The organism is Roseibium sp. MB-4 (genome assembly GCF_053005265.1).
Genome location: NZ_JBRKQB010000001.1, coordinates 1,631,834 through 1,652,693, shown reverse-complemented (window position 1 = coordinate 1,652,693; position 20,860 = coordinate 1,631,834). Strand labels below are relative to the sequence as shown.

The 20,860-nt window shown below is 58.3% G+C and carries 18 protein-coding genes; 8 read left to right on the top strand and 10 right to left on the bottom strand.

What is annotated here, in order from left to right:
• Positions 1-23 precede the first annotated feature (23 nt).
• From katG to ACVDG4_RS07685, 3 genes are all read left to right on the top strand, one after another.
• Positions 24-2,195 (top strand): catalase/peroxidase HPI, encoded by a 2,172-nt coding sequence (gene katG / locus ACVDG4_RS07695; RefSeq protein ID WP_447234598.1) that lies wholly within the window; start codon positions 24-26, stop codon positions 2,193-2,195.
• A 240-nt stretch (positions 2,196-2,435) separates the two neighbouring features.
• Positions 2,436-3,200 (top strand): enoyl-ACP reductase FabI, encoded by a 765-nt coding sequence (fabI, locus tag ACVDG4_RS07690; RefSeq protein WP_447234597.1) that lies wholly within the window; start codon positions 2,436-2,438, stop codon positions 3,198-3,200.
• A 9-nt stretch (positions 3,201-3,209) separates the two neighbouring features.
• Positions 3,210-5,807, top strand: coding sequence for a DUF3141 domain-containing protein (locus ACVDG4_RS07685; protein ID WP_447234596.1), 2,598 nt, complete (start codon positions 3,210-3,212; stop codon positions 5,805-5,807).
• 53 nt (positions 5,808-5,860) lie between these two features.
• On the opposite strand, the gene ACVDG4_RS07680 is transcribed toward ACVDG4_RS07685, so the two are convergent.
• The 5 genes from ACVDG4_RS07680 to ACVDG4_RS07660 all read right to left on the bottom strand — a co-directional run bounded on the left by ACVDG4_RS07680 (position 5,861) and on the right by ACVDG4_RS07660 (position 9,620).
• On the bottom strand, positions 5,861-6,415 hold the full coding sequence (locus ACVDG4_RS07680; protein WP_447234595.1) for a GNAT family N-acetyltransferase: 555 nt from the start codon (positions 6,413-6,415) through the stop codon (positions 5,861-5,863).
• Positions 6,416-6,447: 32 nt separating this feature from the next.
• Complete coding sequence (relB, locus tag ACVDG4_RS07675) at positions 6,448-6,999, bottom strand: type II toxin-antitoxin system RelB family anti-toxin (RefSeq protein ID WP_447234594.1); 552 nt, start codon at positions 6,997-6,999, stop codon at positions 6,448-6,450.
• Between the two features lie 136 nt (positions 7,000-7,135).
• Positions 7,136-7,711, bottom strand: a complete 576-nt coding sequence (locus tag ACVDG4_RS07670; protein ID WP_447234593.1) for a rhodanese-like domain-containing protein — start codon at positions 7,709-7,711, stop codon at positions 7,136-7,138.
• Positions 7,712-7,848: 137 nt separating this feature from the next.
• Entirely contained in the window at positions 7,849-9,111 is a 1,263-nt protein-coding gene (fabF, locus tag ACVDG4_RS07665) for a beta-ketoacyl-ACP synthase II (RefSeq protein WP_447234592.1), read from the bottom strand.
• A gap of 89 nt (positions 9,112-9,200) precedes the next feature.
• Positions 9,201-9,620 (bottom strand): MarR family winged helix-turn-helix transcriptional regulator, encoded by a 420-nt coding sequence (locus ACVDG4_RS07660; RefSeq protein ID WP_008196952.1) that lies wholly within the window; start codon positions 9,618-9,620, stop codon positions 9,201-9,203.
• A gap of 137 nt (positions 9,621-9,757) precedes the next feature.
• On the opposite strand from ACVDG4_RS07660, the gene ACVDG4_RS07655 reads away from it, so the two are divergent.
• Together ACVDG4_RS07655 and ACVDG4_RS07650 are read left to right on the top strand one after the other, a co-directional pair.
• Positions 9,758-10,321: an HdeD family acid-resistance protein gene (locus ACVDG4_RS07655; protein ID WP_447234591.1), complete on the top strand. Its 564-nt coding sequence runs from the start codon at positions 9,758-9,760 to the stop codon at positions 10,319-10,321.
• 264 nt (positions 10,322-10,585) lie between these two features.
• Positions 10,586-11,695, top strand: coding sequence for a TauD/TfdA family dioxygenase (locus ACVDG4_RS07650; protein ID WP_447234590.1), 1,110 nt, complete (start codon positions 10,586-10,588; stop codon positions 11,693-11,695).
• 82 nt (positions 11,696-11,777) lie between these two features.
• Here ACVDG4_RS07650 and ACVDG4_RS07645 read toward each other — a convergent pair whose 3' ends face one another.
• From ACVDG4_RS07645 to ACVDG4_RS07630, 4 genes are read right to left on the bottom strand one after another with little or no spacing between them, the layout of a single operon-like run.
• Positions 11,778-12,476 carry a pseudouridine synthase gene (locus ACVDG4_RS07645; protein WP_447234589.1) on the bottom strand — a complete coding sequence of 233 codons (699 nt, stop codon included), beginning with the start codon at positions 12,474-12,476 and terminating at the stop codon, positions 11,778-11,780.
• 1 nt (position 12,477) lies between these two features.
• A complete protein-coding gene (locus tag ACVDG4_RS07640; protein ID WP_447234588.1) occupies positions 12,478-13,521 on the bottom strand; it encodes a class I SAM-dependent methyltransferase in 1,044 nt (347 codons plus the stop codon).
• 56 nt (positions 13,522-13,577) lie between these two features.
• Entirely contained in the window at positions 13,578-14,156 is a 579-nt protein-coding gene (locus tag ACVDG4_RS07635; RefSeq protein ID WP_447234587.1) for a GDYXXLXY domain-containing protein, read from the bottom strand.
• Positions 14,153-15,502 carry a DUF2157 domain-containing protein gene (locus ACVDG4_RS07630; RefSeq protein ID WP_447234586.1) on the bottom strand — a complete coding sequence of 450 codons (1,350 nt, stop codon included), beginning with the start codon at positions 15,500-15,502 and terminating at the stop codon, positions 14,153-14,155. Before ACVDG4_RS07630 ends, ACVDG4_RS07635 begins: the two co-directional genes overlap by 4 nt.
• A gap of 355 nt (positions 15,503-15,857) precedes the next feature.
• Between ACVDG4_RS07630 and ACVDG4_RS07625 the strand changes: the two genes are divergently transcribed.
• The 3 genes from ACVDG4_RS07625 (at position 15,858) to ACVDG4_RS07615 (ending at position 18,494) form a co-directional block, all read left to right on the top strand.
• Entirely contained in the window at positions 15,858-16,868 is a 1,011-nt protein-coding gene (locus tag ACVDG4_RS07625) for an ABC transporter substrate-binding protein (RefSeq protein ID WP_166672866.1), read from the top strand.
• A gap of 73 nt (positions 16,869-16,941) precedes the next feature.
• Positions 16,942-17,733 (top strand): ABC transporter ATP-binding protein, encoded by a 792-nt coding sequence (locus ACVDG4_RS07620; RefSeq protein WP_447234585.1) that lies wholly within the window; start codon positions 16,942-16,944, stop codon positions 17,731-17,733.
• Positions 17,730-18,494, top strand: a complete 765-nt coding sequence (locus tag ACVDG4_RS07615; protein WP_133952908.1) for an ABC transporter permease — start codon at positions 17,730-17,732, stop codon at positions 18,492-18,494. Before ACVDG4_RS07620 ends, ACVDG4_RS07615 begins: the two co-directional genes overlap by 4 nt.
• Before the next feature lie 392 nt (positions 18,495-18,886).
• Here the strand turns inward: ACVDG4_RS07615 and ACVDG4_RS07610 are convergent, their stop codons facing one another.
• Positions 18,887-20,698 (bottom strand): ABC-F family ATP-binding cassette domain-containing protein, encoded by a 1,812-nt coding sequence (locus tag ACVDG4_RS07610; protein WP_447234584.1) that lies wholly within the window; start codon positions 20,696-20,698, stop codon positions 18,887-18,889.
• Positions 20,699-20,860: the final 162 nt, after the last annotated feature.

The window sequence follows — 20,860 nt, the reverse complement described above, 5'->3', positions numbered from 1 at the left end:
GCAGATGCCACAGGGAGATACTCATGGACGCAAAAGTGGACAATGGCGGCGGTTGCCCGGTCATGCACGGCAGCTTGACCGAGACCGGCAAGACCGTCACGGATTGGTGGCCGAAGACCCTTAACCTGGACATCCTTCATCAGCACGATACCAAGTCCAACCCACTGGGCGAAGACTATGACTATCAGGAAGAGTTGAAGAGCCTCGACTTCGGCGCGCTGAAAGAAGACATGAAGGCGCTCTTGGTCGACAGTCAGGACTGGTGGCCGGCTGACTTTGGCCATTACGGCGGTCTGATGATCCGCCTTGCGTGGCACTCTGCCGGGTCCTACCGGATTGCTGATGGCCGCGGTGGTGGTGCTGGCGGCAACATCCGCTTTGCGCCTTTGAACTCCTGGCCGGACAACGGCAACCTCGACAAGGCGCGCCGTCTTCTTTGGCCGCTGAAGAAAAAATACGGCAACAAGATTTCCTGGGCGGACCTGATCCTCTTCGCCGGGACCGTTGCGTATGAATCCATGGGCCTGAAAACCTATGGGTTCTCCTTCGGCCGGGAAGACATCTGGCATCCGGAAAAGGACGTTTACTGGGGTGCCGAAAAAGAGTGGCTCGCACCAAGCGAAGAGCGCTACGACAACCTGGATGATCCGTCCACGCTGGAAAACCCGCTGGCCGCGGTCCACATGGGCCTCATCTACGTCAACCCGGAAGGTGTCAATGGCCAGCCGGACCCGCTGAAAACCGCAGCGCAGGTCCGCGAGACCTTTGGCCGGATGGCCATGAACGACGAAGAAACCGCAGCCCTGACCGCCGGTGGCCACACTGTCGGTAAGGCGCACGGCAACGGCGACGCTGAAGCGCTTGGTCCGGAGCCGGAAGGCGGAGATGTCGCTGATCAGGGCTTCGGCTGGATGAACCCGAACATGAAAGGCGTCGCTTCGAACGCTGTCACGTCTGGTATCGAAGGCGCTTGGACTACTAACCCGACCGTCTTCGACATGGGCTATTTCGAGCTTCTCTTCGGCTACGAGTGGGAACTCACCAAGAGCCCGGCAGGCGCCAACCAATGGCAGCCGGTCGATATCAAGGAAGAGCACATGCCGGTCGACGCGTCGGATCCGTCCGTGCGCCGCATGCCGATGATGACCGATGCCGACATGGCCATGAAGATGGACCCAGCCTACCGCGCCATCTGTGAAAAGTTCATGGCCGATCCGGACTACTTCAAGCAAACCTTCGCACGCGCCTGGTTCAAGCTGACCCACCGCGACATGGGCCCGAATGTCCGCTACATCGGCCCGGATGCACCGGAAGAAGAGCTGATCTGGCAGGACCCGGTTCCGTTCGGTCCGTTCAACTACGACATCGGCGGTTTGAAAGCTGCGATTGCCGCAACGGAACTGAGCGTTTCCGAACTGGTTTCAACGGCATGGGACAGCGCCCGCACGTTCCGTCAGTCGGACCTGCGCGGCGGGGCCAACGGCGCGCGCATCCGTCTTGCTCCGCAAAAGGATTGGGAAGGCAACGAGCCTGCCCGCCTTGCAAAGGTTCTGGGTGTTCTGGAACCGCTGGCCGAGAAGTTTGGTGCCTCTGTTGCAGACACCATCGTTCTGGGCGGCAACGTCGGTATCGAGAAGGCTGCCAAAGCTGCCGGGTTCGACATCGAAGTGCCGTTCGAGCCGGGCCGCGGCGATGCCATCGACGAGATGACCGATGCGGATTCCTTTGAACCGCTCGAGCCGATCCATGATGGGTTCCGCAACTGGGTCAAAGAGAACTATGCGGTTGCAACTGAAGAGCTCTTGCTTGACCGCGCCCAGCTGCTGGGTCTAACTGGACCGGAAATGACGGTTCTGGTCGGTGGCATGCGTGCGCTCGGCACCAACTATGGTGGAGCCAAGCATGGCGTCTTCACCGACCGGGAAGGCGCTCTGACGACAGACTTCTTCGTCAACCTGACCGACATGGGCAACAGCTGGATCCATACAGGTGATGGCCAGTACGACATCCGCGACCGCAAGACCGGAACCACCAAGTGGACCGCATCCCGTGTGGATCTGGTCTTCGGCTCCAACTCCATCCTGCGGGCCTACGCTGAAGTCTACGCCCAGGACGACAGCCACGAGAAGTTCGTCTTCGACTTCGTGGAAGCCTGGAACAAGGTCATAAACGCGGACCGGTTTGAGCTGTCTTAAGCCAACCGTCTGACTGAAACGAGTGTGAGCGCCCCGGACCCAGTCCGGGGCGTTCCGTTTTTTGATGGGCAATTCACCCCCATCCGCACTAACCCTGATCCAAGGCGAATTTCATAGTTTCGTCACACCCTCTATGTTGCACTGCGATAAAGTGGTGTAGGTTACGCATTGCGACGCGTGATCTGCCGTGTCTGTCCGGTAAAAGTCCGGGGCAGGCCCTTTTTCAGGAGCCGTGCATTCATGTTCGATTTAACTGGTCAAAAAGCCCTCGTCGTCGGGGTAGCGAATGATCAATCCATTGCATACGGCTGCGCCAAGGCCTTCAAGGCACAGGGTGCGGATTTGGCTATCACCTATTTGAATGAAAAGGCGGAGCCGTTTGTCCGCCCGCTGGCTGAAGAGCTGGGCGCTGACATCATCATGCAGCTGGATGTGCGCAGCGAAGACCAGCAGGACGCCCTGTTCGATGAGATTTCTAAAAAGTGGGGCCAGCTCGATACGATCCTGCATTCCATTGCCTTTTCAAAAAAGGAAGATTTGCATGGCCGGGTGATTGACTGCTCTGCGGACGGGTTTGGGCTGGCGATGGATATCTCCGTTCACTCGTTCCTGCGCTTGATCCGCCGGGCAGAACCTTTGATGCCTCATGGCGGGACGTGCATGACGGTCTCTTTCATGGGGGCTCAGAAAGTCGTCGACAACTACGGCGTTATGGGACCGGTCAAGGCCGCGCTGGAAGCCGCAGTCAGGTATGCGGCATCGGAACTCGGACCCAAAGGTATCTCCGTGCACGCGCTTTCGCCTGGACCATTGAAAACACGGGCAGCGTCCGGAATTGCCGAGTTTGACGAACTCTTGGACGACGCTGCCAAGCGTGCGCCGACCCACCATCTTGCGACCATCGAGGATACCGGGGCTTATGCCGCGTTCCTTGCGAGCCGCGAAGCGTTTAATGTAACCGGCGGTGTTCATCCCATCGACGGCGGTTACAGCATTATCGGATAGGAGGTTCTCATGAAGGACATTTTTGACGCGTTTGAAAAAGGCCAGAACGAGTTCCTGAACTCCTTGAACGACGCCACGGCCTGGGGACCTTCCGAGCGGTTTACGGCACTGCAGGCTCAAGGAACCGAGCTCTCCAATCTTGCCGAGCTGATGGGGCGCGGCCTTTCCAAACATTTTGAGAAGATCACTGCGGATCATAAGGGCCGCTGGCAGCTGGGCCTCGCCGATATGGGTAAGGCGGTTGAAGATCTTACCGATGCCCAGCGGGACGGAACGCTGTTCGATGCCTGGCAGTCCTATTGGAAGGATGCGGCACAGCGTGCCGTGCTGACCATGGACGTGTTGCGCCAGCGCGGTGACATCTTTCTGGAGCACGAAGAAGCGGGATGCCCGCCAGTCCTGATCTACGATTATGACGTGGTCATGGATGGCGCAGATCTGCCGCGGCCGTGCTGTTATCAGCTCCTCCGGATAAAAGCGCCTGAAGATGGCGAACACCGCGAAATGAAACCCTGGAAGCGGCCTTATGTGATCATTGATCCGCGGGCCGGTCACGGGGCTGGCATTGGCGGTTTCAAGCCGGACAGTCAGGTTGGTGTTGCCCTGCGTGACGGCCATCCGGTCTATTTCATTGCCTTCAAACGCATGCCGGAAAAGGGCCAGACGCTGGCCGATGTGACCCATGCCGAAGCGGCCTTCGTCCGCCGCATCATGGAAGAGCACCCGGACGCGCCGAACCCGATCATCACCGGCAACTGCCAGGGTGGCTGGGCCACCTTGCTGCTTGCCGCGACCAATCCGGATTTGACAGGGCCGATCGTCTTGAACGGAGCGCCGGTTTCAACCTGGGCCGGGCGGGTCGGAGAAAACCCGATGCGTTACAATGGCGGCATTCTGGGTGGCACCTACAATGCCATGTTCTACTCAGATCTGGGGCACGGCGTCTTCGACGGCGCCGACATCGTCCAGAATTTCGAGATGCTGAACCCGGCGCGAAACTACTTCGGCAAGTATTACGACCTTTATTCCAAGGTCGACACCGAGCCGCATAGGTTCCTGGAATTCGAGCGCTGGTGGGGAGGCTATTTCCTCCTCAATGAAGCGGAAATGAAGTGGATCGTCGAACAGCTCTTTGTTGGCAACAGACTGTCCAAAAACGAGGCCCAGCTGGAACCGGGCCGCAACATTGACATCAAGCAGATCCGCGCGCCGATCATCGCCTTTGCAAGCTTTGGCGACAACATCACCCCGCCGCAACAGGCTTTGAACTGGATCATCGACACCTACTCGGACGAGCGCGAGATCGCGATCCGGGGCCAGCGCATCATTTACATGGTGCATGACCAGGTGGGTCACCTTGGCATCTTTGTGTCCTCAAAGATCGCGAAAAAGGAGCACACCGAGGTCACCTCGACACTCAAGACCATCGAAGCGCTCGCACCGGGTCTTTATGAAATGAAGATCGACGACTATGAGGGTGGCCTCATGGAGCGCGAATTCACAGTGTCCTTCCACGAACGCAAGATGGAAGACCTGATGAAGATAGACGATGGCCGCGACGACGAAATTCCGTTTGCAGCAGTGGCCAGAGCCTCTGAACAGCAGGCTGAATTCTATGATGTGGCAGTGCGCCCATTCGTCCAGGCAGGAGTGACCGAGCAAAGTGCCGAATTGCGCCGCAAAACCCATCCTTTGCGGGTTCAGCGCGCGATGATGTCGAGCCTCAATCCAATGTTTGGCGGTTTGCCAGGCATGGCGGAACGGGTCAAAGAGGATCGGACGCCTGCGGACGCAAACAATCCGTTCTCTGAAATGGAGCGGGTCAGTGCTGCCATGATCGAACAGTCTCTGGATCTCTTCCGGGATCTCAGGGACACCTGGTATGAAAATCTCTTTTACACGGTGTGGGGCTCGCCCTACATGCGCTGGTTCGGCCGGACGCATCAGCCGGGCCGCACGTTAAAACGCAAGGAAGACTTGCGCAGCCTGCCGCCGGTGCAAGCCGCGCTCATGCACATCGAGGAAGGCGGTTTCTGCGAGGCGGTGATCCGGATGCTGATCCTTCTGGCCGACAGCCGCGGCAATGTCCGCCGCGACCGGCTCGAACGCTCCGCACGGGTTTTGACCCAGGACGAGCCGTTCAAGTGGCTGTCACCGGATGCGCGCAGCTTCATGCTGCAGGAACAAACGCTGATTGTGGAATTTGCCCGCGAGCAGGCGATCGAAAGCCTGCCGAAACTGCTGAAGACCAAGGAAGACCGCGAAATGGCCTCCAAGGTCGTGCGTTACATCCCGGGCGCCATCGACGAGATGACGCCGCACACCCTGGAAATGGTTCAGACTTTCCAAAGTGTGCTGGGTCTGCCGCCCGTCTCCGAAGACATCACGTCCGATCCGCTGGTCTCCAGTGAAGCAGGTGCGCCGGATGCAGACGGCGACACACCGAAAGTGACGGAGAAGGCAGCGTCCGCGAGCCCTGCGCCGCAAAAGGCCTCCGCGCCCAAACGGGCTGCGAGAAAGGCTCCGGCGAAACCCGCCGCTGCACGTAAACCTGCTCCCCGGAAGCCGCGCAGGACCGCCGGTAAAAAAGAGGAACCAGCTGAATAGTCTGGCCTTCTTCTCGCACCAGTGCTTCAAAAGCATGTTGAGGGATCGGTTTCTTACCCGATCTCTCGGCTGCTCCTCAAATCCTTGTAGAACACGGTCGTGGCATCAAGGTCGCCGTGGCTGCCATAGGCGTAGTCCGGTATGATGCCGACTTTCTGATAGCCGCAGGTCGGGTAAAGATGTTCTGCCCGGTCGCCCGTGACCGTATCAAGCACGAGCAGCCAGCGCCCCAGCGAGAGCGCCAGATTATCAATCGCTGCCATGAGGTTCCGGGCAATGCCTTTCCGCCGATGGTCCGGATGGACCATGAGTTTTGCCACTTCCGCCCGATGCGGGCCGTTGTCCTGCGGAGCAAGGCACAGCATCACCACACCGGCAATGTTGTTTTCTTCGCGCGCAATGATCATGTATGCCGCGCCACGTGCCATATCATCAAGGCGAGAACGCCAAAACTGATCGGCTTTCTCTGAGCTTAATGGAAGGATGAAGCCGATCCCGGCGCCATCTTCGACACAGTTTTTCAGAAGTGCGCCAAGGTCTGAGAGAACCGCATTCGCATCTTCTGCTGTGAGCAAATGAAGGGGCGCGTCCGGTATAAACTGCGGCATGGTTTGTTCTGATCTTTTGGGCGTGTCTTCTGTCATGGGGTAATCACCGTCAGGAGATAACGTGCCGGCTCGGAGCCGGTCGCGTGATAGGCATTGGGGGTGTTCAGCCGGAAACGGAGACAGTCACCCGGGGCGAGGTCATGCCGTGTGTCCCCAAGGGTAACAGTGAGCGCACCGGACAGAAGAACAAGGTGATGCTCAAGATCGGAAAGGGGCGGGGCCGCATAGGAAATGATGGCGCCGGCTGGAAGCGTGCCTTCAATGACGCTGCCCCGGAAGCCGGAGATCGCTGGAGACACACTGCGCCGCTGAAACCCGGTTTCCGGATCTCTCCAGACTGGTTGGTCGGTGTGTGCAAGCTTTGCATCATGTGCCGCTGCACCGAAGCCAAAAAGATCAGCAACAGATACGCCAAACGCGGTCGCCAAGCGCCCAAGTGCAGCTGCGGTCGGACTGGTGTCGCTCCGCTCAATACGGGAAAGGGTTGCTCGGCTGATGCCGGATTTTTCTGCCAACTCGTCCAGCGACAATCCCTTCGCCTTGCGCAGGCCAACTAGGCGTTGTGCGAGATCCTGATCGTTCATACCGTTTCCTCAATAATGAGAATATTCCCATATATGAGAAATACTGGGCGCGCCACCAAAAAAAGCCAATGCGCTGGAGTGGCGCATTGGCTGCATGTCGATTTCACAGTTGATTGAGGCAGGTGCAGTCTTTGGCTTAGAACATGTCTTCGGCTGTTGTCAGACCAAGAACCATCCAGTCCTGCATCCCGCCGCGGTAGTAAAAGATCTTTGCGACTGGATATCCCTCTCGGGCCATGGCCTTGATCGCCACGGGGCTTTGTGGACAGGCCGGGCCATTGCAGAAGGCGATGACGTTTTCTGCCGCAGCGCACTCCCAAGCGCCTTGTTCGCCCTCGCAGCCGAGTTCATCAAGACGCATGGCGACTTCCGTGTAAGGGATATGAATGCTGCCCGGGATCGTTGCTTGCGTGCGCCACTCCATTGTCCGCATATCAACGACCTTTGCGGTCCCGGACTTCAAGGCTTCGATGACTTCAAGCTCGCCGACTGGTGTCACGCCCGGAAGCGGAACCATCGGCTGCAGGACGCCGCCAATAAGGGCCGCTTCCGTTTTGGAGCGGGTAATATCGACCGCGCCCTCTTCGGTTTGGATCGTGACGACTGTATCGTCGCCGGAAATCTTCAGATCGCCTTCCGCGAATGCTGTGCCGTTTCCGGTCAGTGCCAGCATCAAAAACGCAGCTGACACAGATAGAAAACTCTTGCGCATAAAATCCTCCCGTTTCCGTATCGAACGGACATACTTTAACATATGCATATTTTTGAATATTTTTAGCATAGACGCAAGCACCAAAGAAAAACCGGGCACCTTTTGGTGCCCGGCTTGGCCTTGTCTCAAGTCGGGTCTCAGATGCGCGAGAAGACTGCGCTGGCGTTCACTCCGCCGAAGCCGAAACCGTTGGTCAGGACGTGGTCGACCTGGCGGCTGATGGCCTTGTCCGGCACCAGTTCAAACTTGGTCATTGCGTCATCCGGATCGACCAGGTTGCGGGACGGAGGCAGCTGACCGGTTGTCAGCGCCTTCACGCAAGCAATGGCCTCTACCGCACCTGCTGCGCCCAAGAGATGGCCGAACATCGATTTGGAGGACGATACGGCAAGATCCTTGCCGCGGCCTTCAAACACGGTGTTCAGCGAGGCGACTTCTGCGGCATCACCAACCGGTGTCGATGTGGAGTGGGCATTGACATACCCAATGTCCGAGGAGGTCAGATTGGCTGCGGCAAGAGCTTGCTCCATGGCGCGCAAGCCGCCTTCTCCATCCGGTGGGGAGGCCGTAACGTGATAGGCGTCTGCTGCGGTTCCATAGCCCGCCAGCTCCACAAGGATGTTGGCGCCGCGGGCTTTGGCGTGCTCATAGTCCTCCAGCACCAGAATACCGGCGCCTTCCCCCATGATGAAACCATCCCGATCCTGATCGAACGGCCGGGACGCGTGTTCGGGATCGTCGTTGCGCTTGGAGGACATCGCCTTGGCTGCGCAAAAACCGGCATAGGACACGCGATCAATACAGGCTTCCGTGCCGCCTGCGATCATCACATCTGCCTCGCCGGCCCGGATGATGCGCGCTGCATCCCCAAGAGCCTGAAGGCTGGCAGCGCATGCGGTTACCGGCGCACCGATCGGTCCTTTCAAGCCATGGCGTATCGACACCTGGCCGGCCGCCAGGTTCGCCAGAAACGAGGGGACGAGGAAAGGTGAGGCGCGGCGTGGGCCTTTTTCATCTACAAGGCGCGTTCCGCCGGTCATGGCCGGAAATCCACCAACACCTGTTCCGATGATGATGCCCGTCCGTGTCTTTTGCAGGTCGGTTTCCGGTGCCCAGCCGGCTTGCGCAAGAGCTTCTCCGGTCGCCGCAAGGGCAAAGTGAATGAAGCGGTCCGTACGCCGTTGTTCGCGGGCGTCCAGTGCCGCATCAACATCAAAACCGAATTCGTCTTCATCAATTGAAGGAACTTCCCCGGCGATCTGACAGGCGAGATCACTGGCATCGAATTTCGTGATCCGCCGGATACCATTAGCGCCTTCGATTATGCGCGACCAGAATCCATCGACACCGGTTCCAATAGGGGACACGACACCCAATCCCGTTACGACCACTCGTCTCATTGCGCTCTCCTGTAGTTCCATAGTTTTGTGTAATTACACTTTTGAAATCGACTTGAACCAAATCCCGAGGATATTGGCAGTTGTTTCGGTTAGAGTTGTGACAGGCGTTTCATCAGCCGGACGGAAGTCAAAAAGTCTTCTTCTCCGAGCAGATCCTTGACATGCTCCTGGGCATCGCGCCAAAGCGGGAGGGCATTTTCAATCAACAAGTTGCCTTGCTCTGTGATGCTGAAGGCCTTGCCCCTGGCATCGGCGGCAGGCCGGGAGATCAGAAATCCCTTTTTTTCCAAGAGTGCCACGTTCCGGACCAAAGTGGTGCGTTCCATGGAAAGGCGTTCGGCCAGCTCTGCTGTGGTCGCGCCGTCGTGCTCCCGAACTGTTACCAGAACGGAAAACTGACCCGATGTGAATCCCGCCTTCCGGGCCATCTGATCATAATAGCGGCTGACCGCGCGCGCAGCTTTGCGGGCGTTGGTCAACACGCACAAGGAAAAGTCATCGTCGGACATTTGTCTTTAATGTGCAATTGCACAGTTTTTGTCAAGCGCTCAAGTTTCGTGATTTCGACGCCCGACGTCATCAGCGGTTTGCGAAATTGGTGCAAATGGTTATCGTCATCAGCGATGTTATTTTTAAGGAGGTTCCGATGAGCGATGCAGTTCAGTCACTTGAAGACATGAAAACCAAGATCCAGGAAAACTGGGGCTGGTTTCTGGCGTTGGGGATCGCGCTCGTTCTCGGAGGCATGATCCTGATCGCCGCTCCGCTGGCAACTTCGATTGCGGTCACGATCCTGATTGCAGCTGTCCTGTTTGTCGGCGGCCTCGTCCAGATCTATCAAGTCTTCAAGACTCAGGGCACGGCCGCATTCATCTGGAACATGATCACAGGCGTCATTGCGGTAATCGGCGGCGTTGTCATCTATGTGAACCCGCTCGCCGGGACACTTGCGCTGACACTTGTCATTGCAGCGATTTTTGCAGCCCAGGGCATCAGCCAGATTGTCATGGCTTTCAAGCTCAAGCCGCATGATGGCTGGGTGTGGGTGTTGATTGCCGGTGTTGTGTCACTGGCGGCTGGAGTCATGATCTGGATGGACCTGCCGGGCTCGGCCGCTTGGGCGCTTGGGCTGATCGCAGGTATCTCCGTGTTGATCAATGGCTGGAGTTACATCGCTATTGCTTTGGCGGCGCGGGCCTCCAAATCCTGAAGCAACTTGCGGATATCACAGGTTAACAGCTTCGCCCGGCAAAATATGTCTTGCCGGGCGAGTGCTTTGATGTAGCTTGAAGCGGATTGAAATCGCAGGCCAAGCCTGCAAGACGGCTTTGAACGATGATTGCAGTTGTTGGGCGGATGCCCGGACAGCCTCATAACAAAGCGCACTGGTGGTGGCCGCCCCCCGCCAGCCAATGACGTTTGTGCGGCCGATGCCGCAGCTCTGATTTCTATACAACGTCAGTGGACAACACTCATGACATCGATCACCTTACGCGGCAGCGACCGCGTTCTCAATGTTGCCTGGGCGGACGGCACCAGCGCCGACTTCCCCTTTCTCTGGCTCCGGGACAATTGCCCGAGCGGCTTTCACCCGCAAACTCACGAGCGGGAATTCGATCTCACCAGTATTCCGGAAACGCTTGGAATTCTCTCCGCTGAACTCGATGGCGAAGCCATCCGGATTAAATGGGACGGGGAAAAGCACCAGAGCCGGTTTGACGCTAATTGGCTTAAGGCTCACCGGCCCGGAGTTGGCCTGAATGACCCGGCGAACATTCCGCCGACCTTGTGGCGCGGCGATTTCCAACCGGCCAGCCTGCCAAGGATCAGTGCCGCTGATCTGATGAACGATGATAAGGCCCTGCTGGGGTTCTTGATCGAGACGAAGAAGACTGGTCTTGCCATCGTTGATGGTATGGCGGATGACCGGGAAGCTGGTATGGCTGCAGCCAAGCGGATTGGCTTTCTCAGGGAAACCAATTTCGGCGTGACGTTTGAAGTCCGGTCCATGCCGAACCCGAACAATCTTGCCTACACCTCACACGCTTTGCCGCTGCATACCGATCTGGCAAATCAGGAGTTGCCACCAGGCTTTCAGTTCCTGCATTGCCTTGCCAACGACGCGGAAGGCGGCGGGTCCACCTTCTGCGACGGCTTCGCCATTGCCGAAGATCTGCGCCAGAACGATCCGGAGGCCTTTGAACTCTTGTCAAAAACGCCTGTTCCGTTCCGGTTTCATGATGACAGCTATGACATTCGCCGCCATCAGACGGTGATCGATCTGGATGCCTTTGGCAATTTGCAGGAGCTTCATTTCAATGCCCATTTGGCGGGAGTTTTCGATCTGCCGGCTGACACAATGGAAGCCTACTACCGGGCATACCGGAAGATCATGCAGATGACCCGTTCAAGCGACTATGTCATCACCACGCGCCTTGAAGGCGGGGAAATGGTGATCTTCGACAATCGCCGGGTGCTTCATGGCCGGGCTTCGTTCGATCCCAATACCGGTTACCGGCATCTGCGCGGTTGCTACGTTGATCGGGGCGAATTCGACAGCCGGATCCGGGTCTTGAGCCGGTAAGCCGACAGTTGCCGTCCCGGCCGCAGCACCGGGACCACCTGAACAGCTGGCTCCGGATCAAGTCCGGGGCCGCACCGTTGGTTCAAGAAAAGATCAGTGCCTTGTCGTCTTCGGACAGGATTTTCCACTGACCTTCGTCAACACCTTCAAGGGTGAGGGCACCAATCCGGCTGCGGGCAAGATCTGTGACATGATTGCCCGTGGCAGCGAACATGCGGCGGACCTGATGATAGCGGCCTTCATGCAAGGTGAGGCGCGCGTGTGTCTCGTCAAGCACGTCCAACTCGGCCGGTTTCAAAGGCTTCTGCTCGTTCTCCAGTATCATCTCGCCGGAGGCGAACAATGCGGCTTCGCTGCCGTTCATGGGCCGGTCGAGCGTGACCTCATAGACCTTTGGAACATTCGATTTGGGCGAGATAACCTGGTGCAAAAATGTGCCGTCGTCCGTGAACAGCAAGGCGCCGGATGTTTCCTTGTCCAGACGGCCGATGGTCGAGAGCACGGGTTTGCGCATCCGGAACCGATCGGGCAAAAGATCATAGACCAGACGTCCCTGGTCCTTTGTTGAGCAAACGTAGCCGAGCGGTTTGTTCATCAAAATGACGACGCCATGCGCCGGGTCGAGCGGCTCATCATCGAAGAGAATGTCTTCGTGATCCGTCTTCGCGTCGGCCTTCAGCTGGTTGCCCTTCCTGTCGGTCACCCAGCCATGGCGGATCGCCTGCTGCATTTCCTTCCGGCTGCCGTAGCCAAGGTTGGCGAGGAGCTTGACCAGTCTCATCTTACTTGCCTCCCTTGCCCTTGGTGGCCTTGATCACCTTGTAGCCGCCGGCATCGGCGAGCATTTCGACGCGGTCGAACACGTCGCCGAGCGTGCGCTCGTAGGGCAGGTGCCGATTGGCCACCAGATAAAACGCTCCCCCGGAGCGCAGACCCTGCGCAGCTGCCCGGATAAAGCCTTGACCGACATCCGCACGGTCAGCCTTGCCCGACTGATGGAAAGGGGGATTGGACACCAGAAAATCGTACGGCCCCTCAATGCCTTTTGTGACATCGGACCAGATGCCTGTCATCGCCTTCTTGCCCTTGAATGACGCAAGGTTTTGTTCCGCCAGATCCAAAGCGCGTTTCTCCGCCTCATAAAGATCGAGGACGGCGACCTTTGGTGCCTTTTCCAGAACCTGTCGGGAAAGGTAACCAAAGCCCGCGCCGAGATCTGCGCCGCGACCGCTCAAACTGTCGGGGAGGTTCTCGGCCAAAAGCCTGGACGCCGGATCGATGCGGTCCCAGGCAAAAACGCCCGGCCGGCTGATGTAAGTACCATCGAGAACAGGCCGCGGGGCATCCAGACCCGACCAATCTGTCATCAGCGCAGTGTCGAAGCTGTTCGCATCAACAGGGGCCCAGACAACACGGCACTTGTTCTTCGAGAGCTTGTCAGCACTGCCGAAAAGTGCCGAAAAGTCCTGCTCCAGCGTTTTCGCGCCTTCCGTATTGGGCGCGCAAGCGATGACGGTGCCACCGGGCTTCGTCTTGGTGGCCGCCCGGGCGAGCAGGGCCCTTGCTTCCTGCCTCTGACGGCCGGGCAGAACGAGGACGGCATCAAAGCCATCTTCATTCGTTTCCGGCTCCACCTTGAACCCGGCTTTTTGAAGGGCATCGCGATCCGGTGCGAAGCTTTGCTCACACATGACCTCATGTGGCTCCAGATCTTTCAGCGGGCGTCCTGCACGGGCGCGGAGCACAAGGATCCGCGCGCGGTCCGGCAATTCCACATCTTTGGATGAGATTGGCAGCACCAGTGTTTCAAGAGCAGGATCGGACATAAGCGGCCTTTGCGAAGAATATCATAGCGCGCTCATACTCCCAGGTGGCGGCTCCGTCAAAAGGCTGCATCGTTTTTAAAAGGTTTTCCGTCGACCAAAAGGCGCAGCGGCAGGGATCGTCCATCTTCAGTCACGGCCACCACCAGATTGACCCGCTCCGTATCCAGGTCCTCGATGATGAGGCCGTCGCCTTCGGGCAAGAAGAACGCATCTATGCCGTAGTCGATGCGAATGTCGCTGCCGCCGACGGACCGGACGGTCCCGGCCATGGCGGCAGTACCGGAAGGATCAGCTTCCTTGCCAACAGCGGTAGCGCGCATAAGGCCGTCGGTTCCGGGCTCCAGACGGACATAGACCCGATCTCCGTCCTTGACCTCGTTTGCGCCGGGCAAATCAACGGACACACGGGCGATGGCCAAGTTGATGATCACATAATCGCCGCGCAGAAGGTCTCGCGGATCAACCGGGACCAGAGCCAGGGTCACCTCCTTGCCGCTCATCTGAACATCGAGACGGTCGATCAGAGGGAGAGCAATGAGGGTCAGCTGCACAAGTGCAATCAAGCCCCACTTCAAGAAAGGAGACAGTTTCCGTGAGCGGGTGGTTGGCTGTTGCTCGAGTGCTTCGGTGGTCATGACGAAGCCTCCGCTTTGTTTGCCGGTCCGGACTTGCGTTTGAACAAACGGGCCAGCCAGAGTGCCATGCCAAGAAGCACAAGGCCGGCAATCAGGAAAAAGACCGATTGCCCCAAAAGAGATCCGATGGTGACCTGAAGCAGCCAAAGTCCGACGCCAGTCAACGCAAGATAGGCACAGAGCATCCAGAAGCGGTTGTTGAACCAGGTCCCAAGGGTGCAAAGACCGATCAATGAGGCGAGGGCGAGGGCCGACACCAACAATACGTTTTCGACAACCAAGGGCGCCAGACAGGTCAGCAAGCCCAGCCCGACGGCGGCGAAAAGGGCAAGGGCCTTTTCCGTCTTGAACGACATCACAAGGCCAATGACACACAGCGCAACCGCTGACAGCAGGGGCAGTGCGACCGGCAGCGAGAAGACCCGCATCAGCGGAACACCGTCATCAAACTCCTGAACTGCAATCAGGCTGACGAACACAAGTGCGCACAGCATCATGAAGCCGATGTCCTGAAGGGCGCGCAGCATAAGCCAGTGCGCATGCGTCTTGACCGGTTTGTAGCTCGACCATTTCACATAAAGATCGCCAATCGGGCCAAGTTGGATCATGGTCGCGAACAGGCCGCCAAACCCTGCAAGGATCATGGCGCCAACAGCATCATCTCCACCCGGCATCCGGTCGGCCACTTCTCCAAACCAGCGTCCGTAAGTAACGAGCAAGACAGCAATCGCTGCAAACCGGCTGAGCCGGGCGGGGTGGAAGAAGGGATGCAGGAAAATCGCGGCTAGAAACACGATGCTGATCACGACGTCCGCCCCGCCTGCGTGCTCTGTAAACACCCTCGATGATTGCCAGGTAACAGCGGCAATTGCGGCCACCGTCAGAGAGGTGACGGATCCCGACAGCCAGGCCGCTGCAAGGGCGCCCATGCAAACCAGGAACGCGCCCCCGGACCAATCGGCGGGCATATGGAAAATCTGTCCGACCAGCGCCATCCCGCCGACAAACACCAAGGTGGCAAAACCCGTCGCCAAATCCGAAAGACCTTTCTTGCCGGCCCGGGAGGCGAGGGCTGCCAGAAGGTGCGCGCCAAGGATCAAGGCGGCAATGCCGGCCAGCTTGACAGCCTTCGGGATTGCACCCCAATTCGCGGCAATAAAGGCAAACAACGCCAACGCTACGCAGACGACACCAATACCGGCAAGGGCCATCGGCAGTCTTGAGCGGCCGTCGTCTTGATCCTGGTCGTCCAGAATGGCTGCTGCGCCTTCCGGGGTCAGCCAGCCTTTGCCGACCCATGTCTCCAGATCGTCCCGCAGCCGTTTCTTGTAGGCCCAATCGAACATTGCCACTCCGCAAAATTGCCGTGTCACTTGTCTTTATCTCAGCTGGCCCGCTCCTGCCAGCCTTGCGTCATGCACCCGGATATCCGCGTGTCCTGACCGCTTGGTCTAATTATCGCGCGGATATTCTGAGCACCTGACGACGCTCCCTATGATCTGTTTTGGCTTATCTTGAGGCCAAATGAAGGCTGGCAGCCAACGGAAAGCCAGCAAACTCAGTCACTTGTTGTCCTGGAAACCCGCAGCAAAACTATTGGGCACGCCCTGCGTAGATGATGAGCAGTCGAAAGTACTGCTTGATTTTTGAGCATATTGATTTCAACGTCATCGAAACCTTCTTCAAATGCAGGGGAAAAATATGCGTCTTCTCACAGGGGTGGCCCTCGCTCTGGCCCTAACATCTTCCACGGCTCTTGCAGCGACGGATATCAAGTTCACGCTTGATTGGAAATTCGAAGGACCGGCAGCGCCGTTCTTCATCGCGCTCGACAAAGGGTACTTCGCCGACGAAGATCTGAACGTGACGATCGACACCGGAGCGGGCTCGCGCGAGTCGATCCCGCGTGTTGCGACCGGCACGTACGATATGGGCTTTGGCGACATCAACGCCCTGATCAAGGTGCTGGACGATCAGCCGGATCTTAAGGTGAAAGCCGTCATGATGGCTTATGAAACGCCGCCTTTCGCTGTGATTGGCCGCAAAAGCCAGGGTGTCACGGAAGATCCGAAGTCCCTGGAAGGCAAAACCCTTGGCGCTCCGCCGCCGGATGCGGCCTTCGGCCAATGGCCGGCCTTTGTTGATGTCACAGGCATCGACACCTCCGGCATCACAATTGAAAGCGTCGGTTTCCCGGTGCGCGAGCCGATGCTGGCACAAGGCCAGGTCGATGCGATCTTCGGGTTCTCCTTCTCCTCAGTCATCAACCTGAAAGCCCAAGGGGTTCCGGAAGACGATATCTCCCTGATCCTGATGGGTGAGAATGGTCTGGGTCTTTATGGCAACGTGGTGATCACCAATACGGACTTTGCCGAAGAAAACCCGGAGGCCGTGAAAGGCTTTCTGAAAGCCCTGACCAAAGGCTATCTGGACGCAATTGCCGATCCGGCCGCTGCGATCCCTTACGTCATGAAGCGCAACGAAATTCTCGATGAAGCCGTTGAGATCGAGCGTCTGACCATGGCTGTGGAAGGTTCCATCGCAACACCGGCCGTCAAGGAAAACGGCTTTGGCGGTGTCGATATGGATAAGCTGACGAAATCCATGGAATACCTCCAGGGCTCCATGGGTGTTAGCGCCACGCCTCCGGCACCGGAGCGCGTCTTCGATGCCAGCTATCTGCCGCCCAAAGAAGAGCGCATGCTGAAGTAAGTTTGCCGCTCTACAATGCTATGGCCGCAGCCGACCCGGCTGCGGTCTCCTTCCTTTTCTAGCGGATCATTCAGTGACCGGATTTGTAGATTTAAGAGATGTCCGCCTGACCTATGGCGGCGCAGCGGATGGGACGCTCGCCCTTGATGGGCTCACGATGAGTGTCAAAAAAGGCGAATTCGCTGCCGTTGTCGGCCCATCCGGGTGCGGGAAGTCGACCTTGATGAAACTGGCCACCGGCCTGATCGCGCCGCAGAAGGGCACGATCGAAGTTGCCGGGCACGAAGTGGACGGTCCGGTGTCCGTTGCCGGCATGGCTTTTCAGAACCCGTCCATGCTTCCTTGGCGCTCCACACTTGCAAACGTCATGCTGCCCCTTGAGATCGTGCAGCCGCACAGATCCAAATTCCGCTCTGAAAAGCAGGCCTACACGGCCAAGGCGGAAGCTCTGTTGGATTTGGTCGGCCTGTCAGGCTTTGGCGACAAGTATCCCTGGCAATTGTCTGGCGGCATGCAGCAACGCGCCAATTTGTGCCGGGCACTAATTCATGACCCGGCCCTATTGATGCTGGACGAGCCCTTTGGCGCGCTCGACGCCTTTACGCGTGAAGAGCTTTGGCAGGTCATGCGCGATCTGCACGCGGAGAAAGGTTTCACGACCATTCTTGTCACTCACGACCTCCGCGAGGCGGTGTTCCTTGCAGACAAGGTCTTTGTCATGAGCGCCCGCCCGGGCACGATCATCCGTGAGCGGGAAGTGCCCTTTGACCGTCCGCGTCCAATTGAGCTGACCTATGAGAGCGCTTTCAACGATATTGTTCACGAACTGCGCGATCTGATCGCCGATGCGAGGGCCGCTGCATGACTGACTCTCGTTGGATTACCGCTGCGCCCTGGCTTTGGGCCATCGGTCTGTTTGTTCTCTGGGAAGGGTCCGTTCAGGTTCTCGATATCCCCGTGATCATCCTGCCGGCGCCCTCAGATATCTGGGTGGCAACCGTGAAGTACTGGTCGCCGATCTGGAAGAACTCGGTTCAGACGCTCTATACGACCGTTGTCGGCTTCATCATGGCCGTTGTGGGCGGCATGGCGCTCGGCCTTGCGATCGGTTGGAGCCGGTCGATTTATGCGGGTCTTTACCCGATCATGATCGGTTTCAACTCCATCCCGAAGGTCGCCGTTGTTCCGATCCTCGTCATCTGGTTCGGCATCGGCACCATTCCCGCTGTTCTGACCGCGTTTCTGATCGCCTTCTTCCCGATCGTTGTGAATGTGGCCACCGGTCTGGCAACCATTGAGCCGGAGATGGAGGACGTGTTGCGGGCGTTGGGGGCCAAGAAACATGACATCATGCTGAAGGTTGGTATTCCGCGGGCGATGCCTTACCTGTTCGGCTCTATGAAAGTGGCGATCACGTTGGCCTTCGTCGGATCGGTGATTTCTGAATCCATCGCGGCCAACTCAGGTCTTGGCTACATGATGCAGCTGGCCCAGTCCCAGTTTAACGTACCGCTCGTATGGGCAGGGCTTGTCGCTCTCGCTGTTCTGGGTATTATTATGTACGCACTAATGGCATGGCTGGAAATGCGAATGACGGGATGGGCACATCGCGGCAACCGGTCTTAAGCCGGCCAGTTTGAAATACCGAGATCAGAGCCAAACCGAACCATAATCCAGGGGGGCTCTGAAGGGGCGTCCGAGAGGCCCGGACGCCCCTTTTTCATGGGCGCAAGGTCGGCTGAGCTCGCGACGTTCCACACTCGGCTAATCCATCCCGTGACCGTGCCCAAATCGCGTCTCATCGAGTGGATAGGCTACGGCATGGATCCCCGCTCGGGGGCGGGGATGACGCTGGGACGAGGGGCGCGCTTTCCCGGACGCAGCAAAGCGGAGATCCGGGATCCACGCATTTGCAGAGCTCTGCGTTTCGCGTGAAAGCTTCAGGCTGCTGGTGGGAGCGTAGGTCCCGGCTCAGGGCCGGGACAGTGACGGCTGTTCTCCGCGCCACACACCACCACTTAGCCCTCGTTGAGCATTTCCAGCTCGAGCCACTGTTCTTCCATTTCATCTTTTTTGGTCGAAAGATCAGTGATTTGTGCGGATAACTTGGCAAATTTGTCCGGGTTCTTCGCGTAAAGCTCCGGGTCGTTCATGTCGCTTTGAAGTTTTTCAAGCTGCGCTTCAATTTTCTCTATGTCTTCCGGCAAAGACTTAAGCAGGTGCTGCTGGGTGAAGCTGAGTTTCGACTTCTTCTTCGGCTTTTCCTCTGAAGGTGCTGACCCTTGGGCCTTTTCCTTCCTGGACGGCGCTGACTTTTCCACTTTACGTGCGCTGACGCCTGCGCCGCGTTGAGCGAGCATGTCGGTGTAGCCGCCCGCATACTCCCGCCATACCCCGTTGCCCTCAGAGACAATGACCGATGTCGCTACCCGGTCGAGGAAATCACGGTCGTGGCTGACGATCAGTGCCGTTCCCTTGTAGTCGGCGAGCAGCTCTTGCAGAAGATCGAGCGTTTCCAGATCAAGATCGTTGGTGGGCTCGTCGAGCACCATCATGTTGGATGTCGATGCCAGCGCCCGCGCAAGCAGGGCGCGCGCGCGCTCGCCACCTGACAGCACGCCGACGGGCGTGCGGGCCTGTTCGAGCGAAAACAGGAAGTCCTTCATGTAGGACATCACGTGTTTGGTCTCATCCCCGATGATGACCGTGTCGCCGCGCCCGCCGGTCAGGACGGAGGACAGGCTGTCCTGCGGGTTGAGGTTTTCCCGCTTCTGGTCGAGTGTTACCATCTCAAGATTGGTGCCAAGGCGCACCGAGCCGGTGTCTGGGGTGAGCTCGCCGGTCAGCATCTTCAGGAGCGTTGTTTTGCCGGCGCCATTCGGGCCGACAAGGCCGATGCGGTCGCCGCGCTGGATGCGGGACGAGAAGTCCTTGACGATGGACCGGTCGCCATAGGTTTTGGAGATGCCCTTGGCCTCGATCACCAGTTTGCCGGAGGTTTCGCCTTCGGCGGCAGAGAGTTTGGCGGTGCCCTGTGGGCCGCGGTGCTCCCGTTTTTGCTTGCGCAGATCGGCCAGCTCGCGCACCCGGCGCATGTTCCGCTTGCGCCGCGCGGTGACCCCATAGGTCATCCAGTGCTCTTCGCGCTTGATCTTCTGCGCGAGCTTCTGCTGGTCGACCTCTTCCTGTTCAAAGACCTCATCGCGCCAGGCTTCAAAATGCGCAAAGCCCTTGTCGAGGCGGCGCGAGATGCCCCGGTCGATCCAGACCGTTGCCCGCGACAGGTTTTCCAGGAAACGGCGATCGTGGGAGATCAGGACAATGGCGGATTTCAGGCTTCTCAGCTCTTCTTCCAGCCACTCGATGGCGGGAAGGTCAAGGTGGTTGGTCGGCTCATCGAGGAGGAGAATATCCGGTTCAGGCGCCAGCGTGCGGGCAAGGGCCGCTCTGCGGGCTTCGCCGCCGGAGAGCGCTTTCGGATCTTCCTGTCCGGTAAGCCCCAGAACCTCTAGCAGATAAGCACCGCGGTAGGGATCATCGCCATCCGTTAGTCCTTCGTTCACGTAGTCCAGCGTGGAGGCATAGGTCGAAAGGTCCGGTTCTTGCGGCAGGTAGCGGATCGTGCGGCCCGGCTGAAAAAACCGTTCGCCGGTATCCATTTCCACCATGCCGGCGGCGATCTTCAACAGGGTCGATTTGCCCGAGCCATTGCGCCCGACCAGGCACAGCCGTTCCCCTTCTGCCACGGAGAGTTCCGCGCCGGTCAGAAGCGGAGTGCCGCCGAAGGTCAGATGAACGTCGCGAAGGGTCAAAAGCGGAGGAGGGGCCATGTGTGTCCGGTCTGGGAATTGAGGGTCTGGCGCCGGGTTTTACGGGCGCCGGGAGCGGCTTGCAAGCTCAGCCGGAAACGGCTTTTAAAGAATTGATCGTCAGGCGGACGATTTTGGCCATGAAAGCATGTATAGTGATCACTGAAGGCAGGGGCAAAGCAA

What these genes read in the sequence shown, in the direction of transcription:
- ACVDG4_RS07685 (WP_447234596.1), top strand. Translation starts at nt 3,210, where the DNA reads ATGAAGGACATTTTTGACGCGTTTGAAAAAGGCCAGAACGAGTTCCTG.
- ACVDG4_RS07670 (WP_447234593.1), bottom strand. Translation starts at nt 7,711, where the DNA reads ATGCGCAAGAGTTTTCTATCTGTGTCAGCTGCGTTTTTGATGCTGGCA.
- ACVDG4_RS07680 (WP_447234595.1), bottom strand. Translation starts at nt 6,415, where the DNA reads ATGCCGCAGTTTATACCGGACGCGCCCCTTCATTTGCTCACAGCAGAA.
- ACVDG4_RS07640 (WP_447234588.1), bottom strand. Translation starts at nt 13,521, where the DNA reads ATGTCCGATCCTGCTCTTGAAACACTGGTGCTGCCAATCTCATCCAAA.
- ACVDG4_RS07645 (WP_447234589.1), bottom strand. Translation starts at nt 12,476, where the DNA reads ATGAGACTGGTCAAGCTCCTCGCCAACCTTGGCTACGGCAGCCGGAAG.
- katG (WP_447234598.1), top strand. Translation starts at nt 24, where the DNA reads ATGGACGCAAAAGTGGACAATGGCGGCGGTTGCCCGGTCATGCACGGC.
- ACVDG4_RS07625 (WP_166672866.1), top strand. Translation starts at nt 15,858, where the DNA reads ATGCGTCTTCTCACAGGGGTGGCCCTCGCTCTGGCCCTAACATCTTCC.
- ACVDG4_RS07650 (WP_447234590.1), top strand. Translation starts at nt 10,586, where the DNA reads ATGACATCGATCACCTTACGCGGCAGCGACCGCGTTCTCAATGTTGCC.
- ACVDG4_RS07635 (WP_447234587.1), bottom strand. Translation starts at nt 14,156, where the DNA reads ATGACCACCGAAGCACTCGAGCAACAGCCAACCACCCGCTCACGGAAA.
- fabF (WP_447234592.1), bottom strand. Translation starts at nt 9,111, where the DNA reads ATGAGACGAGTGGTCGTAACGGGATTGGGTGTCGTGTCCCCTATTGGA.
- ACVDG4_RS07610 (WP_447234584.1), bottom strand. Translation starts at nt 20,698, where the DNA reads ATGGCCCCTCCTCCGCTTTTGACCCTTCGCGACGTTCATCTGACCTTC.
- ACVDG4_RS07630 (WP_447234586.1), bottom strand. Translation starts at nt 15,502, where the DNA reads ATGTTCGATTGGGCCTACAAGAAACGGCTGCGGGACGATCTGGAGACA.
- ACVDG4_RS07655 (WP_447234591.1), top strand. Translation starts at nt 9,758, where the DNA reads ATGAGCGATGCAGTTCAGTCACTTGAAGACATGAAAACCAAGATCCAG.
- ACVDG4_RS07660 (WP_008196952.1), bottom strand. Translation starts at nt 9,620, where the DNA reads ATGTCCGACGATGACTTTTCCTTGTGCGTGTTGACCAACGCCCGCAAA.
- ACVDG4_RS07615 (WP_133952908.1), top strand. Translation starts at nt 17,730, where the DNA reads ATGACTGACTCTCGTTGGATTACCGCTGCGCCCTGGCTTTGGGCCATC.
- relB (WP_447234594.1), bottom strand. Translation starts at nt 6,999, where the DNA reads ATGAACGATCAGGATCTCGCACAACGCCTAGTTGGCCTGCGCAAGGCG.
- fabI (WP_447234597.1), top strand. Translation starts at nt 2,436, where the DNA reads ATGTTCGATTTAACTGGTCAAAAAGCCCTCGTCGTCGGGGTAGCGAAT.